The following is a 14,758-nucleotide window of genomic DNA, read 5'->3' on the forward strand; positions in this document are numbered from 1 at the left end:
GGAGGTATCTCTCCACTCGCTGGGCTCGATCCAGTCCACTCACTGAGCGGCACCTCCCCCTTGATGGGGGAGGATGGGAGGGGGCGATCCGGGCTTACGCCCCGTAGGGAATCCAAACATTCTTGACCTGGGTGGCCTTGCTCAGGAAATAATCGCCTTCAAAGCGCCGGTCGGCGAGATCATAGGCCAGGCCACGGGTGGTCCAGGTCTGCTTGACGTTGGTGATCGAGGCTTTTTCCACCATCGTGGACGCTTCGGCCGAGCCGACGAACCACATGGCGTCGACGCCATCATGTTCGGCCAAAGTCTTCGCAAGGTTGACGCTATCGCCGGTGACAATGTTGATCACGCCGGAGGGGACATCGGAGGTTTCGATGACCTGATAGAGGTCGGTCACGCTCAGCGGCGACTGCTCCGAGGGCACCAGCACCACAGTATTGCCCATGGCCAGCGACGGGGCGATGAGGGCGATGGACCCGAGCAGCGGGCGGTTGGTGGGGGCGACGATGCCCATGACGCCAAGCGGTTCGATCATGGCGGCGGCGACAGCACGCAGGGGCGGATTATGCACCGCGCCATCATATTTGTCGGCCCAGCCGGCAAAGGCAAACAGCCGCTCCACCGACAGCGCGACTTCCTCGGCCCCATCGACGCCGGTCTGCGCCTTGAGGCGGGCGGCAAATTCATCGCGGCGATAATCGAGATTTTCTGCGAGGAAATAGAGGATTTGCGCGCGGGTATGGGCGGCCGTGGTCGACCAGCCCAAAGCGGCGCGGGCAGCTTCGACGGCGTTGCGGATATCCTTGCGGTTGCCGTCGCCAGCCTCGCCGATCAGCTTGCCACTCGAGTCGAGCACGGCGCGGGAATAGCCGCTATCGGGACGAGCCTGCTTGCCGCCGATATACATCTTGGCGGTCTGGTCGAGATGGCCAGAATCGAGCGGATTGGCTGCCGCCTTCGCCGGGGCGGCGTTAGGTGCAGCCGCCTTCAGCGTCTTTTCCCAAGCCGGCTTGAGATAGGCGCTCATGCCCTCGCGGCCGCCTTCGCGGCCAAAGCCGGATTCCTTGTAGCCACCAAAGCCCACGGCGGCGTCGAAATTATTGGTGCCGTTGATCCAGACCACGCCGGCCTTGATCTTGGGGGCAATATCGAGCGCCAGATTGATGTTCTCGCTCCAGATGGTGGCAGCGAGGCCATATTTGGTGTTGTTGGCCAAGGCCACCGCTTCCTCGGGCGTGCGGAAGCTCATCGCCACCAGCACCGGGCCAAAGATTTCCTCGGCCACCAGCGTATTGGCGGGCGATACATTGGTCACCAGCGCCGGCTTGAGATAGCAGCCGCCGCTCGGCAGGTCGCCATCGGGCTCATAGATGATGGCGCCTTCCTTGCTGCCGCGTAGCATCAGCTCACGGATGCGCTCGACCTGCACCGGGGCGACCAGCGCGCCGATATCGATGGATTTATCCAGCGGATCGCCGATGCGCAGGCTCGCCATGCGGGTCTTGAGCTTGGCGATGAAGCGGTCCTCGATGCTCTCCTGCACCAAAAGCCGCGAGCCGGCGCAGCAGACCTGGCCCTGATTGAACCAGATGGCGTCGACCAGCCCTTCAATGGCGCTGTCGATATCGGCGTCTTCAAAGACGATATAGGGCGACTTGCCGCCCAGCTCGAGCGACAGGCCCTTGCCGGTGCCGGCCGTGGCGGCGCGGATGGCCTTGCCGACTTCGGTCGAGCCAGTGAAGGCGATCTTGTCGATGCCCTCATGGGCGACAATGGCCTCGCCGGTTTCGCCGGCGCCGGTGACGATATTGACCACGCCCTTGGGCAGGCCGACGCGCTCGCAGATTTCGGCGAACAGCAAGGCGGTGAGCGAGGTGAATTCGGCGGGTTTCAGAATGACGGTATTTCCGGCGGCCAGCGCCGGGGCGATTTTCCACGACAGCATCAGCAGCGGGAAATTCCACGGGATGATCTGGCCGCAGACGCCATAGGGCACCGCATCGGGGAATTCACGGCTCAGATGCTGGGCCCAGCCGGCATGGTGATAGAAATGGCGGGCGACCAGCGGAATATCGATGTCCCGGCTTTCGCGGATCGGCTTGCCATTGTCCATGGTTTCGAGCACCGCGAACAGCCGGCTGTGCTTCTGGATGGCGCGGGCGATGGCATAGAGATATTTGCCGCGCTCATAACCGCTGAGTGCGCTCCAGCCCTTGAAGGCGGTTCGGGCGGCCTTGACCGCCTTGTCGACGTCCTCGGCCGTGCCATCACTGATCTGCGCCAGTGGCGCGCCGGTTGCCGGGTTATCGGACGAAAAAGTGGAGGCGCCCGACTTGGTCCATTTGCTATCGATGAAATGGCCGAATTTGCGATCATGGCTGTCCAGCCAGGCGATAGCGGTGTCAGCGGCCTCCGGGGCCGGACCGTAATCGAGGGACTGAAAGATTTGCGCGATCTTGTTCATGTCGTTCTCCTGTTGGCCCGACCCTCTCCAATCCGTCATCACCGGGCTTGTCCCGGTGATCCATAAGCGCGCTCAAAGCATGCGAAACTCAGATGGATTGCCGGGACAAGCCCGGCAATGACGATGGAAAAGAGCCAAGTGCCTCCTCCTGAAAAATACTACCGAGGTCCCTAGACCATCGGCTGGCGGTAGTCCGCCGCATAGTGGCCGGTCAGGCCGTGCTCCAGCTGGCGCTCGATATCGGTCAGCAGGCTCGAGGCGCCGAAACGGAACAGATGCGGCTGCAGCCAGTGCGTGCCCAGCTCTTCCTTCATCAGCGCCATATATTTGATGGCGTCACCGGCCGTGGCGATGCCGCCGGCCGGCTTGTAGCCGATCTCGATGCCGGTCTCGTCGGCGAACCAGCGGATCATGCGGATCATGGTCAGGCTGGTGACCAGATTGGCGTTGACCTTCTCCTTGCCGGTCGAGGTCTTGATGAAATCGGCGCCGGCCATCATGCAGACCAGCGAGGCCTTGGCGATATTGGTCTGGGTGGCCAGTTCGCCAGTGCCCAGAATGGTCTTGATATGGGCATCGCCGCAGGCTTTGCGGAAGGCGCGGATCTGGTCGTAGAGCCCCTGCCAGTCGCCGCGCAGCACCATGCCGCGCTCGATGACGATGTCGATTTCCTTGGCGCCATCAGCGACCGACAGCTCGATCTCGCGCAATTTGGTTTCGACGGGCGCGAGGCCATGCGGGAAAGCGGTGGAGACCGCCGCGACGGGAATGCCGGTGCCCTCAAGCGCTGCCACCGCCGTCTTGACGAAATTATGATAGACGCAGACCGCGCCGGGCAGGATGCGCAGCCCGCCAATATCGAGCCGATCGACAATGTCCTGGCGCAGCGGATAGCGCGCCTTGGCGCAGAGTCGTTCGACCCGCCCGTCAGTATCGTCGGAATTGAGCGTCGTTAGATCGATCAACGTGATGGCCTTGAGCAGCCAGGCCAGCTGATAGTCCTTTTTCACCGTGCGGCGGGTGCCGATGGTGCTGGCGCGGCGCTCCAGCGCCGAACGGTTCATGCGGACGCGCTCGACCCAATCGAGATCGAGCGGGAAACCGGGATTGCGCTTATGCGGCATATGGGTTTCGGCGGTATCGACAACGCGCAGGCTCATAGCTCCTCCACCAGCGCGGGGATCAGCTGCTTGAGCTTTGTCGCGCCCTGTACCGCCATGGTTTTGGTATGCTCATGGCTGATGTTTTCGGTCGAGAGGCCCGCGCCCATATTGGTGATGGACGAGCAGGCCCAGACCTTCATACCAAGGAAACGCCCGAGAATGACTTCGGGTGCCGTCGACATGCCAACGGCGTTGGCGCCCAGTCGCACCGCCATCTGGATTTCGGCGACGGTTTCAAAGCTGGGGCCGGAATACCACAGGTAAATCCCCTCCCCCAGCTTGATGCCCTGCCGCGCCGCAATGGCATTGGCCTTGGCGCGCAAAGCGGGATTGTAGCAATCGACCAGATTGACGAAGCGGCGATCGGTGGGCTCGCCGATCAGCGGGTTCATGCCGGCATAGTTGATGTGATCGGAGATCAGCATCAGATCGCCGGGCGCAAAGCGGGGGTCGAGCGAACCGGCCGAATTGGTCAGCAGCAGCGTCTCGGTGCCGAGTTCGGCCATTGCCTCCAGCGCCGGCCGCATGGCGGCGGCATTGCCGTGCTCGTAATAATGCTCGCGGCCGGTGAGGATGGCGAGGCGCTTGCCGCCCATGGAGCCGATCAGCAGGTCGCGGCCATGGCCGGACACGCCACCGCCGGGAAAGCCTTCCAGCTCGCCATAGGGAATGGTGATTTTGTCGCCCAGCAGATCGCCAATGGCCGACAGGCCCGAGCCGAGCACCAGAGCGGCGGTGATGGGTTCGGCGCCGGCGCGGTTCTGGATGATTTTGGCGGCAGTGGTCATTTCGGCAGATACTCCGGGCCAAAACTATGGGGCAGCAACTGGTCGAGGGTGCAGACCAGCGGTTCGCCATCGACGCCGTGCGAGATCACCTGCACGCTGAGATCGGCGAATTCGCGGATGCGCTGGCGACAGCCGCCGCAGGGGGTCACCGGCGCCTTGCCCGGGCCGGTGACATAGATGCGGGTGATGCGCTTGCCGCCGCCGGCGATCATGGCGGCGATGGCCGAGGCCTCGGCGCAATTGCCCTGCGGATAGGCGGCGTTTTCGATGTTGCAGCCGGAGTAGATCTTGCCGTCATCGGCCAGAATAGCGGCCCCGACGGAGAAGCGTGAATAGGGCGCATAGGCCTTGGCACGAATGGCTTCGGCGGCCTTGAACAGGGCCTCTCCAGTCGGTGTCTTCGACATGTTACGTCCTTTTGCGCCGCCCGCTGGGGCTAGCGCTCCTTGGTATAGGGCACGCCGCCGGCCTTGGGCCCGACGGCCTTGCCGATGAAACCGGCGAGCAGCACCACGGTCAGCACATAGGGCAGCGCCTGAATGGCCTGCACCGGGATTTCGATATTGAACAGGCTGGCGCCCTGCAGGCGGATCTGCAGCGCATCGAGGAAGCCGAACAGCAGGCAGGTAAACATGGCCGGCACCGGCTTCCACTTGGCAAAGATCAGCGCTGCCAGAGCGATAAAGCCCTTGCCGGCGGTCATGTTATTGCCGAAGCCCGAGCCCTGGGCGATGGAGAAATAGGCCCCGGCCAGCCCGCATAGCACGCCCGTAATCAACACGGCCTGATAGCGCATCTTGGTGACGGAAATGCCGGCCGTATCCACCGCCTTGGGGTTTTCACCGACGGCGCGCAGGCGCAGGCCAAAGCGGGTGCGATACAGCACATAGGCGGTGATCGGCACCATCAGGAAGGCCACATAGACCAGCAGATAATGCCCCGAAATCAGCTCGGCATAGATCGGGCCGAGAATGGGGATGCCCGAGAGTTCATTGACGAAGGGCAGATCAATGGTGCCGAAGCGACCATTCGGCCCCAGCGCCGGGGTGCGGCCGCCTTGGTGGAACCATTGCTGGCCGAGGAAAGTGCAGAGACCCGCCGCCAGCATGTTGATGGCGACGCCGGCAATCAGCTGATTGCCCTTGAGCGAAATCGCGGCGGCGCCCTGCAACGCCGCCGTGGCGACCGAAACGCCGATGCCAGCCAAGAGGCCCAGCCAGGCCGAGCCGGTGACGGCAGCCACGGCCGCAGCGCCAAAGGCGGCCGCCAGCATCTTGCCTTCAAGCCCGATATCGAACACCCCGGCCCGCTCGGAATACATGCCGGCCAGACACGCCAGCAGCAGCGGCGTCGACAGGCGCAAAGTCGCATCGAGAATGGAGAGAATGGCGCCAATATCCATGGCTCAGCTCTCCGTCGTCTTGGCGGTGGACACGGCGATGGCCTCGGCCTTTTGCTCGGGCGAGAACAGCATGAAGGTCCGTTGCAGACCCGGACGGAACAGCCCTTCCATGGCGCCGGTGAACAGGATGACCAGCGCCTGGATGATCACCACCACGGTGCGGTCGAGCCCCGAAATCACATATTGCAGCTCATTGCCGCCCTGATACAGCGCGCCGAACAGCAAGGCCGCCAGCCCGATGCCGATGGGATGGTTGCGCCCCATCAGCGCCACGGCGATACCGACAAAGCCGGCATCGGCGACGAAATCCAGCACCAGCCGGTTCTGCACCCCCAGCACTTCGTTGAAGGCCACCAGCCCGGCGAGCGCGCCTGACAGGGTCATGGTGATGATGATCATGCGGGAATTGGAAATGCCGGCATAGCGGGCGGCGGTGGGGTTTTGCCCCATGACGCGCAGGGCATAGCCGAATTTGGTGTGCCAGATCAGGATATAGACCCCGACCAGCGCCAGCAGGGCGACGAAGATCGACAGGTTGACCGGGGTGTAATTGAACGGCGCGAAGAAGCTGCCCAGCTTGGGCATGCGGCCGGTTTCGGCAATCATCGCCGATTCCGGGCCGGAGACGCCGGCGGGCTTCAAGACGCGATTGAGCATGTAGATCATCAGCGCCGAGGCGATGAAGTTGAACATGATGGTGGTGATCACCACGTGGCTGCCGCGCTTGGCCTGCAGATAGCCGGGAATGAACGCCCAGGCGCCACCGAACACCGCCGCGGCGAGCAGCGCCACCGGGGCGACGATCAGCCAATGGGTATCCTGCAGGGCCAGCGAGACGATGATGACGCCGAGTCCGGCGACATAGGCCTGGCCATTGCCGCCGATATTGAACAATCCGCCATGCGCCGCCAGCGCCACGGCGAGGCCGGTAAAGACGAAATTGGTGGCGTAATAGAGGGTATAGCCGATGTTGTAGCCATTGCCGAAGGCGCCGGTGATGATGGCCCAGATGGCGGTGAACGGGTTCTGCCCGATCATCAGCACGACAAGGCCCGACACCAGAATGGCCAGCAGCAAATTGAGCACCGGCAGCAGGGCCACATCGGCCCAGCGCGGCAGGGGTCTGAGCGCACTCACTTTACGGACCTTTCCTCGACGACGCCGGCCATCATCAGGCCGAGCTGGCCTTCGGTGGCGGTGGCGGGATCGGCCTCGCCGACGATCTGGCCGTCGAACATGACCAGGATGCGGTCAGCCAGCGAGCGGATTTCATCAAGTTCGACCGAGACGAGCAGGATCGCCTTGCCCGCGTCGCGCATCTTGATGATCTGGTTGTGGATGAATTCGATGGCGCCGATATCGACGCCGCGCGTCGGCTGCCCGACCACCAGCACATCGGGGTCACGGTCCATCTCGCGGGCCAGCACGATTTTCTGTTGGTTGCCGCCAGAAAATAGCGCGGTCTTGAGATTGATATCGGCCGGGCGCACGTCAAAGGTCTTGATGTGCTCCTCCGCCTTGGCCTTGGCCGCATTGATATCGAGAATGGCGCCAGCGCCATATTCAGGACTAGTGGCATAGCCCAGAATGGCGTTTTCCCATTCGGCAAAACCGGTGACCAGCCCCATGCGCTGCCGATCTTCGGGCACATGGGCGAGGCCGGCGGCGCGGGCGCGGGCCGCGCCATCATCGCCCCGCAGCGAGAGCGGACTGCCATTGAGAATGACCTTGCCGGCGCGCTGGTCGCGCATGCCGGTGATCGCTTCGAGCAATTCGGACTGGCCGTTGCCCGAGACGCCGGCAATGCCGACAATTTCGCCGGCGCGGATAGTGAAGCTGACATCCTTGACCCGGGTGATGCCCATATCGTCGTTGACGACGAGGTTCTGCACTTCCAGCAGGGTCTTGCCCGGATTGGCGGCGCCCTTTTCGACGCGCAGCAGCACGCGGCGGCCGACCATCAGCTCGGCCAGCTGCTCGGGCGAGGTTTCGGCGGTCTTGACCGTCGCCACCATCTCGCCCTGGCGCATGACCGACACCGCATCGGTGATGGCCATGATTTCGCGCAGCTTGTGGGTGATCAGGATCACCGTCTTGCCCTGCTCGCGCAGGGTGCGCAGCACGCGGAACAGATCGTCGGCTTCCTTGGGCGTCAGCACGCCGGTCGGCTCGTCCAGAATGAGGATTTCGGCGCCGCGATACAGCGCCTTTAGAATTTCGACGCGCTGCTGCTGACCCACCGATACATCTTCGATGATGGCGTCGGGGTCGACTTCCAGCTCGTATTCGCGCTCCAGCCGGTCCAGTTCGCGACGGGCACGGTCGAGGCTGGGCTTGATGAAGCCGGAATCCTCGGCGCCCAGAATGACGTTTTCGAGCACGGAGAAATTGTCGACCAGCATGAAGTGCTGGTGCACCATGCCGATACCCAGCGCCAGCGCATGGCGGCTGTCGGTGATGGCCTGCTCGGCGCCATTGACGCGGATCTTGCCGCTATCGGCGGTGTAGAAGCCATAGAGGATCGACATCAGTGTCGACTTGCCGGCCCCGTTTTCCCCGACAATGCCGTGGATGGTGCCGCGCGCGACCTTGAGGTCGATATCCTTATTGGCGTGCACGGCCCCAAAGCGCTTGTTGATTTTTTCAAGCTCGATGGCCCAGCCGTTCGCCGGTGCGGAAGCAGCGGCCGGGTCCGGCCGCTGCGTGATGTTTGTGTTATCGCTCATGCGCTGGCCGCTTAAAGCGGGCAGCTCGAGTCGGATTCATAGTCGTGGACGGCAATTTCGCCCGACAGAATCTTGGCCTTGAGCGCCTCAACCTGGGTGACCATGTCTGGTGTGATCAGGTCCTTGTTGTACTCGTCGAGGGCGTAGCCCACGAAGTCGCCTTCCAGACCCAGATCGATCTTGCCGGGCTTGAAGGTGGCGTCGTCGCCAGCATTGGTGAAGGCTTCGATGACCGCGTTATCGACGCGCTTTTCCATCGAGGTCAGCACCGAACCGGGATGCAGATAGTTCTGGTTGCTGTCGACGCCGATCGAGTATTTGCCGTTGTCGGCCATGGTCTGCAGCACGCCCAGACCCGAACCGCCAGCAGCGGCAAAGATCACTTCGGCGCCCTGATCAATGGAAGCCTTGGCCAGCTCGCCCGCAGTCACCGGATCATTCCAGGCAGCGGGGGTGGTGCCGGTGTAGTTTTCGATCAGCTTGGCATCGGCGTTGACCGCCTTCACGCCCTGGGCATAGCCGCAATAGAAGCGGTGGATCAGCGGCACGTCCATGCCACCGATAAAGCCATAGGTGCCGGCAGTGGACTTCATGGCGGCGAGCGCGCCGACCAGGAACGAACCGGTATGCTCGTCAAAGCGGATGGACTGCACGTTGGGCGCATCCACCACGGCGTCGATCACCACGAAATTGGTGTCGGGGAACTCAGCAGCCAGCGGGCCAAGCACCGATTCCCACATGAAGCTCATCACCACGATGGGATTGGCACCCTGGGAGGCGAAGCGGCGCAGGGCCTGTTCGCGCTGGGCGTCGTTCTGCAGTTCGAGATCGAGATAGTTGCCGCCGGTATCGGCCTTCCACTTCTCGGCGCCATTATAGGCTGCTTCGTTGAAGGACTTGTCGAACTTGCCGCCCAGATCGTAGATCAGCGCCGGATCAGCGAGCGCAGCGCCAGTGAGGACTGCGCTCAGCGCGACGCCGCCGGCAATGGCCTTGGTAAAGGTGGTGAGTTTCATTGAGTTCGTCTCCCTGTCTCGCACTGAAGCGTTGGCGCTTGTCTTCCAACGGACAATCTTCGTGCGCTACAGCGAATACAATCGTGCAAACGAGACGCCCGCAAGAGGGAATCGAGCAATTTTTTCCGAATGGTCAAATATTGAGCAAGGTTCTGCTGGCCACTTTATGCCAATAGGCCCGATCAGGACGGAGTCACGTCGCGTTCCAGCGGCGTGACCTCGGCGCCCATCGCTACGCCAAAGCGCTCGAAAAAGCCGTCGATCACCTTCTGCGCCGAATTGCCGATAATGGCCTTGCCCAGCCGCATGAGCTGGCCCGAGGCGCCACCCTGGGCGGCAAAGACCAGCAGGGTTGCGTCGCCGGAATCGGACAGGATGATGTCGGCCGAGCCTTCGGCCAGCCCGAGCAGGCCACCCTTGCCCTTGCCCGACAGGGTATAGCGCTGGGCCGGCACGATGCCGGACAATTCCAGATCGCCTTTGAATACCGGGTGGACCACGCCGAGATTGACCTTGATCTCGAGTTCGAGCGCGGTTTCGCTGGTCCAGTCGATGCGGTGACAGCCGGGAATGGCGGCCTTGAGCACTTCGGTGTCGTTGAGCGCGGCCCAGACGGCGATGCGGGGCGCGGCGACGCGATAGCGGCCTCCAAAGTCCATTAGTGACGCCCAACTGGCTGCAAGGACGCTGCCGCCCTATTAACGCCTTGATAGGTCAACAAGGAATTCCCGGCCATGGCGTGCAACCCCGCTCTTTACGTGCGGCTTTTTCGCACCAATATGGTCTAAATAGTTGCCCCGGCCCCGTGTTGCAATTGTCATGCGGCCAGCCAGCAGCGATCTAATAGCGCAAACAAGCGCCTTCCGCCGGTCCGGCGTCAGTTTACGGGAGCGAATAATGGCCGATGAAGTGACCACCGCACAGCCAAGCCAGGCCTCTGTCGCCGTGATGGCCGAAAAGCCGTTGCAGTATCTGGACAAGGCGGTCAACGCCATTCGCGACCTGGGCATCTGGCCCGAACAGCAGGGCGAACAGCCGATTACCGGGCTGCTCAGCCAGATCACCGAACTGGACGAAACCCGCGTGGTGCTGATCGGCCGCACGCTCAGCCAGGCCAGCGCCTTCAACGAAGTGGTGCGCGAGCAGATCGCCGCCATGAAGATCGGCGAGCGCTACGAAGACATCACCAAGGGCTTCGATTCGATCCGCGACGACGCCAAGGGCATGGTCGACCAGTTGGCCGACAACAAGCTCGACCTGCTGGAGCGCGCCTCCAATGTGTGGATGAAGGTCAGCCGCGGCGACATCGCCCAGCGCTTCAACAAGATCCGCGACATCTATCTTGAGGTCACCAAGGACACCAAGGACCAGATCGACCGCGAGCAGACCATTCTCGAGGCCTATCGCGACTTCCGCGGTGCGCTCAAGCAGTCCGAAGTGATGGCGCTCGAAGTGCTGCATACCGCTGAAGGCCGCCTCGAAGCCAAAAAAGACATCCTCAACGCCTCCTCGGCTGCCGTCGCCGGCTATGCCGGCACCGTGCCGGCTGATCGCGCCCGCCTCGAAATGGATCGTGACGAAAAGCTGCGCGACATGCAGAACGAGGAAAAGCGCTACCAGATCGCCAAGGATCTCTCGGACAATCTGACCATCTCCTACAACACCTCCGAAGTGGTGATGGCCCGGCTGATGCAGACCACCAATGCCAAGGAGCGGGTGTATCAGCAGTCGATCTCGTTCTTCTCGACCAATGAGACGGTACTGACGGCGCTCAGCGCCTCATTCACTGGCATGTTCGGGCTGCATGAATCGACCCAGACCCTCAACGCGATGAAGGAAGGGATGAGCAAGAGCCTCGAAACCCTCTCCGAAATCGGCGACAAGGTGCAGGAAGAGGCGGTCAAGGCCGGCTACGGCCCGACGGTGCGTGCCGATGCGGTCAAGAAGCTGGTCGACTCGGTGGTGAACTTCCAGGAGAAGAGCCGCACCATCATCAACGAAATGCGCATCGCCTCGACCAAGAACTCCGCCGAAATCCGCGATGCTGTCGAAGACGGCAAGCGCCGGCTGGCGGCCCTGGCTGCCGATGGCAATGCGCTGCTGCTTGAAACCAAGAACTGAAAGGCCCTGACCTCGGGTGAACGCCAACTATGAGTGACGTGACAGCGAAGCCCGCTGCGCCCCTGGATGAAGTCATGCTGGCGATGGACGTGGTCGACACGCTCCGTCACCGGCAGGACTTGGCCGTGCGTGAACTTGGCACCGATGCCAAGGAACGCCAGCTCATCGACAAGCTGCGCGACATCTATCACCAGCAGGGCATCGAAGTGCCCGACCACATCCTCAAGGAGGGTGTGGCGGCACTGCAGGAAAGCCGCTTCGCCTATGATCCGCCGGCGCCGGGCTTCGGCACGACGCTGGCGCGGCTCTATGTCGGCCGCAAACGCTGGGGCAAGCCGGTCGGGTTGGCGCTGCTAGCGCTGGTCCTGCTCGGCGTCGGCTTTTTTGGCGTCTGGCAGCCCTATCAGAACGGGCGGGCCGAACAGGCGCGGATCGAGCTGGCCGAAGGCCTGCCGGCGCAGCTGGACCGGCTCTACGACACGATCTTCGAGGAAACCAAGGTGCAGCAGGCCGTGCTGCAAGCCGAGTCCCTGCGCACAAGGGGCAAGAATTTTGCCGCCGAGGGCGACCGCGTAGCGGCCGAAGCGGCGGTGGCCGATCTGACCGCATTGCGCGACCAGTTGCGCCGGGAATATGTGCTGCGGGTGGTCAATCGCGCCGATGTGCAATCGGGGTTCTGGACCATCCCCGAAATCAACACCGCCGCCACCAACTACTATATCGTGGTCGAAGCGATCGATGCCGACGGCAACACGCTGAGCCTGCCCATTCTCAATGAAGAAAACGGGGAAACCGAGATCGTCTCCAGCTGGGGCGTGCGCGTGCCGGAAAGCGTTTATGACGGGGTCGCCGCCGACAAGCGCGATGACGGCATCATCCAGGTCAATGAAGTCGGCCGCAAATCGGATGGCTTCCTCGATGTTGAATATAACATGCCCGTTCTCGGCGGCGCAGTGACGCGGTGGTAGAGCAATGAGCATCCGCGGACCTGAAGCCCTGGCCAGTCTCGACGAGGCGATGCGCGACATTCGGCGCGAGGAGGAGGAAATCTCCAAGCGCCTCGCCCGGTCGGCTGAAAAGCTGGGCAAGATCAAGGAAAACGAGGCCGAGCTGTTCCGGCAGCTGGCGCAGCTGCGGCTCGACCCTGCCGTGCAGGGCGAGCTGGACGGGCGCATTTCGGCCGCCGAGGCCAAAGCCCGCGACATGCTCAAGGCCCGCGCCAAGGATTTGAGCAAGGCCGAACAGACCATCGCTGAATGCGACGCGACTTTGGGTCGGCTGACCGCCGAGCGCGCCGCGACGCTCAAGGTTTTTGAAGGCCATCAGGCCGAACTCAAGGCGCTGGCCGCCAAGCTCGGCGCCACCATCGCGCGCGACCCGGCCTTCGCCGCCCAGCGGACCCAGGCCACCGAGCTGGGCGAGATCGCGGCGCAATCGATGCGCAAGACCGAGCAGGCCGAGACCGACCGCGACGAGAAGGGCAAGCCCTACCGCGACGATCCGCTGTTCATGTATCTGTGGGAAGCCGGCTACGGCACCGCCAGCTACCGTGCCAGCAATCTCATCCGCTATTTCGACGGGATGGTCGCGAGCTTGGTGGGCTTCCACAAGGCGCGGCCGAACTTCACCATGCTCAACGAGATCCCGCTGCGACTGCGCGAGCATGCCGAGCGGCAGATCGAGAATGCCCGTGCCGCCGAGGCCGAGGTCGACAGGCTCGAAACCGAGGCCATCGACGCTGCCGGCGGCAAGCCGATGCGCGAGGCGATGCAGGCCAGCCAGGACCAGATCGAGGCGCTGGACAGCCAGATCGTCGCCACTGAAGACCAGCGCGACGACACTGCCAAGACGCTGGGCCTGCTGTCGCAGGACAATAACCCCGCTTTCGAGGGCGCCTTGTCGGAACTGGCGACGGCGCTGGGCCGCGAGGATATCCAGACGCTCTTGGCCGAGGCCCGCCGCACCCGCACCGGGCAAGACGACACCATCGTCGCCCAGATCGACGATGCCCGCGCCCGCGCCAAGGACGAAGACGCCGAAACCGCCGACCAGAAGGAGCGGCTACGGACACTGGCGGCGCGGCGGCGCGAGCTGGAAGACATCCAGTGGGAATTCAAGAAGCAGCGCTTCGACGATCCGCGTTCGACCTTCCGCGACGAAAAGCTGGTGGGCGACGTGCTCAACGACTTCCTGCGCGGCGGCATTACCGCGGCCAGCTATTGGGATCAGTGGCGGCGCAGCCAGAACTGGAGCGCCGGTACCTCGGACTGGGGCGGCGGCGTTGGCTTGCCCAATAATGGAAGGCAGCGCTCCAGCTCGCCCTGGGCCGACAAGGGTGGCAGCAGCTTCAACTGGCCCGATTCCAGCTTTGGCGGCGGCAAGTCCAAAGGCAATAGCGGCGGCTTCGGCGGCGGCTGGGGCGGTGGCTCCAGCAGCGGTGGCGGCGGCTTCTCGCGCCCCCGCACCGGCTCCACCGGCACGCGCAAACATTCCGGCTTCAAGACCGGCGGCGGGTTTTAGGACTCCCGGATCGTCACCCTCGGGCTTGACCCGAGGGCCCTGCACCGACCCAACACGCAGCTAGTATAACGCCCTCGGGTCAAGCCCGAGGGTGACGGCTGGTGGACAAGCCTCAGTTCGCCGGCGGCGTGGCCATCAATTCCCAGACATTGCCTTCGCTATCCTCGAAATAGGCGGAATAGCCCCATTCGGACTCGGTACCGGGGGTGATGATGGTGCCGCCGGCGACCAGCACCTTGTCGAGGATGTCATCGACTTCGATCGCGCTCGCGGCCTGATGGCTCAGCACGAAGCCGGGCGTGCCGGCGACCACGGCATCCTTGCCGGCGGTCTCGGCGATCTGCTCGCGCGGGAACAGCACAAAGGAGAAATCATTGTCGAAGAAGAAGGCGACATGGTCCTCTCCGGCGCCGATCTGCTCGTCGCTGATGTCGAACAGCGTCCGATAGAAGGCAAAGGCCCGCTCCAGATCGTCGACCCCGATGGTGATGATGGAAATCGAAGGCTTCACGACTGGCTCCTGATACGCGGGATTTTGCGCAAACTAGCCCAGCAGGC

The 14,758-nt window shown here is 63.2% G+C and carries 13 protein-coding genes; 3 read left to right on the forward strand and 10 right to left on the reverse strand.

The window, feature by feature from the left end; translation table 11 throughout:
• Window positions 1–94: 94 nt before the first annotated feature.
• The 9 genes from ACX3OZ_RS12120 to ACX3OZ_RS12160 all read right to left on the reverse strand — a co-directional run bounded on the left by ACX3OZ_RS12120 (window position 95) and on the right by ACX3OZ_RS12160 (window position 10,218).
• Window positions 95–2,464 (reverse strand): aldehyde dehydrogenase family protein, encoded by a 2,370-nt coding sequence (locus tag ACX3OZ_RS12120; protein WP_459104587.1) that lies wholly within the window; start codon window positions 2,462–2,464, stop codon window positions 95–97.
• A 170-nt stretch (window positions 2,465–2,634) separates the two neighbouring features.
• Entirely contained in the window at window positions 2,635–3,624 is a 990-nt protein-coding gene (gene deoC, locus ACX3OZ_RS12125; RefSeq protein ID WP_459094683.1) for a deoxyribose-phosphate aldolase, read from the reverse strand.
• On the reverse strand, window positions 3,621–4,415 hold the full coding sequence (locus tag ACX3OZ_RS12130) for a purine-nucleoside phosphorylase (RefSeq protein WP_459094682.1): 795 nt from the start codon (window positions 4,413–4,415) through the stop codon (window positions 3,621–3,623). Before ACX3OZ_RS12130 ends, deoC begins: the two co-directional genes overlap by 4 nt.
• Window positions 4,412–4,822 carry a cytidine deaminase gene (locus ACX3OZ_RS12135; protein WP_459104588.1) on the reverse strand — a complete coding sequence of 137 codons (411 nt, stop codon included), beginning with the start codon at window positions 4,820–4,822 and terminating at the stop codon, window positions 4,412–4,414. Before ACX3OZ_RS12135 ends, ACX3OZ_RS12130 begins: the two co-directional genes overlap by 4 nt.
• 29 nt (window positions 4,823–4,851) lie before the next feature.
• Window positions 4,852–5,817 (reverse strand): ABC transporter permease, encoded by a 966-nt coding sequence (locus ACX3OZ_RS12140; protein WP_459094680.1) that lies wholly within the window; start codon window positions 5,815–5,817, stop codon window positions 4,852–4,854.
• A 3-nt stretch (window positions 5,818–5,820) separates the two neighbouring features.
• Entirely contained in the window at window positions 5,821–6,954 is a 1,134-nt protein-coding gene (locus tag ACX3OZ_RS12145) for an ABC transporter permease (protein ID WP_459094679.1), read from the reverse strand.
• On the reverse strand, window positions 6,951–8,543 hold the full coding sequence (locus ACX3OZ_RS12150) for an ABC transporter ATP-binding protein (protein WP_459094678.1): 1,593 nt from the start codon (window positions 8,541–8,543) through the stop codon (window positions 6,951–6,953). The genes ACX3OZ_RS12145 and ACX3OZ_RS12150 overlap by 4 nt, the downstream gene beginning before the upstream one ends.
• An 11-nt stretch (window positions 8,544–8,554) precedes the next feature.
• Window positions 8,555–9,559 carry a BMP family lipoprotein gene (locus ACX3OZ_RS12155; RefSeq protein ID WP_459094677.1) on the reverse strand — a complete coding sequence of 335 codons (1,005 nt, stop codon included), beginning with the start codon at window positions 9,557–9,559 and terminating at the stop codon, window positions 8,555–8,557.
• A gap of 182 nt (window positions 9,560–9,741) precedes the next feature.
• Window positions 9,742–10,218 (reverse strand): CoxG family protein, encoded by a 477-nt coding sequence (locus tag ACX3OZ_RS12160; RefSeq protein WP_459094676.1) that lies wholly within the window; start codon window positions 10,216–10,218, stop codon window positions 9,742–9,744.
• Window positions 10,219–10,456: 238 nt separating this feature from the next.
• On the opposite strand from ACX3OZ_RS12160, the gene ACX3OZ_RS12165 reads away from it, so the two are divergent.
• The 3 genes from ACX3OZ_RS12165 to ACX3OZ_RS12175 are packed head-to-tail and all read left to right on the forward strand — an operon-like array spanning window position 10,457 to window position 14,200.
• Entirely contained in the window at window positions 10,457–11,680 is a 1,224-nt protein-coding gene (locus ACX3OZ_RS12165) for a cell surface protein (RefSeq protein WP_459094675.1), read from the forward strand.
• A 29-nt stretch (window positions 11,681–11,709) separates the two neighbouring features.
• Window positions 11,710–12,648: a DUF6384 family protein gene (locus ACX3OZ_RS12170; RefSeq protein ID WP_459094674.1), complete on the forward strand. Its 939-nt coding sequence runs from the start codon at window positions 11,710–11,712 to the stop codon at window positions 12,646–12,648.
• 4 nt (window positions 12,649–12,652) lie between these two features.
• On the forward strand, window positions 12,653–14,200 hold the full coding sequence (locus ACX3OZ_RS12175) for a hypothetical protein (RefSeq protein WP_459104589.1): 1,548 nt from the start codon (window positions 12,653–12,655) through the stop codon (window positions 14,198–14,200).
• Window positions 14,201–14,312: 112 nt separating this feature from the next.
• Here the strand turns inward: ACX3OZ_RS12175 and ACX3OZ_RS12180 are convergent, their stop codons facing one another.
• Window positions 14,313–14,711 carry a VOC family protein gene (locus tag ACX3OZ_RS12180; RefSeq protein WP_459104590.1) on the reverse strand — a complete coding sequence of 133 codons (399 nt, stop codon included), beginning with the start codon at window positions 14,709–14,711 and terminating at the stop codon, window positions 14,313–14,315.
• Window positions 14,712–14,758 lie beyond the last annotated feature (47 nt).

This window comes from Devosia sp. A369, from assembly GCF_054489345.1.

Coding starts and splice junctions, on each gene's coding strand:
- ACX3OZ_RS12120 (WP_459104587.1), bottom strand. CDS start 2,464: ATGAACAAGATCGCGCAAATCTTTCAGTCCCTCGATTACGGTCCGGCC.
- deoC (WP_459094683.1), bottom strand. CDS start 3,624: ATGAGCCTGCGCGTTGTCGATACCGCCGAAACCCATATGCCGCATAAG.
- ACX3OZ_RS12130 (WP_459094682.1), bottom strand. CDS start 4,415: ATGACCACTGCCGCCAAAATCATCCAGAACCGCGCCGGCGCCGAACCC.
- ACX3OZ_RS12135 (WP_459104588.1), bottom strand. CDS start 4,822: ATGTCGAAGACACCGACTGGAGAGGCCCTGTTCAAGGCCGCCGAAGCC.
- ACX3OZ_RS12140 (WP_459094680.1), bottom strand. CDS start 5,817: ATGGATATTGGCGCCATTCTCTCCATTCTCGATGCGACTTTGCGCCTG.
- ACX3OZ_RS12150 (WP_459094678.1), bottom strand. CDS start 8,543: ATGAGCGATAACACAAACATCACGCAGCGGCCGGACCCGGCCGCTGCT.
- ACX3OZ_RS12155 (WP_459094677.1), bottom strand. CDS start 9,559: ATGAAACTCACCACCTTTACCAAGGCCATTGCCGGCGGCGTCGCGCTG.
- ACX3OZ_RS12160 (WP_459094676.1), bottom strand. CDS start 10,218: ATGGACTTTGGAGGCCGCTATCGCGTCGCCGCGCCCCGCATCGCCGTC.
- ACX3OZ_RS12165 (WP_459094675.1), top strand. CDS start 10,457: ATGGCCGATGAAGTGACCACCGCACAGCCAAGCCAGGCCTCTGTCGCC.
- ACX3OZ_RS12170 (WP_459094674.1), top strand. CDS start 11,710: ATGAGTGACGTGACAGCGAAGCCCGCTGCGCCCCTGGATGAAGTCATG.
- ACX3OZ_RS12175 (WP_459104589.1), top strand. CDS start 12,653: ATGAGCATCCGCGGACCTGAAGCCCTGGCCAGTCTCGACGAGGCGATG.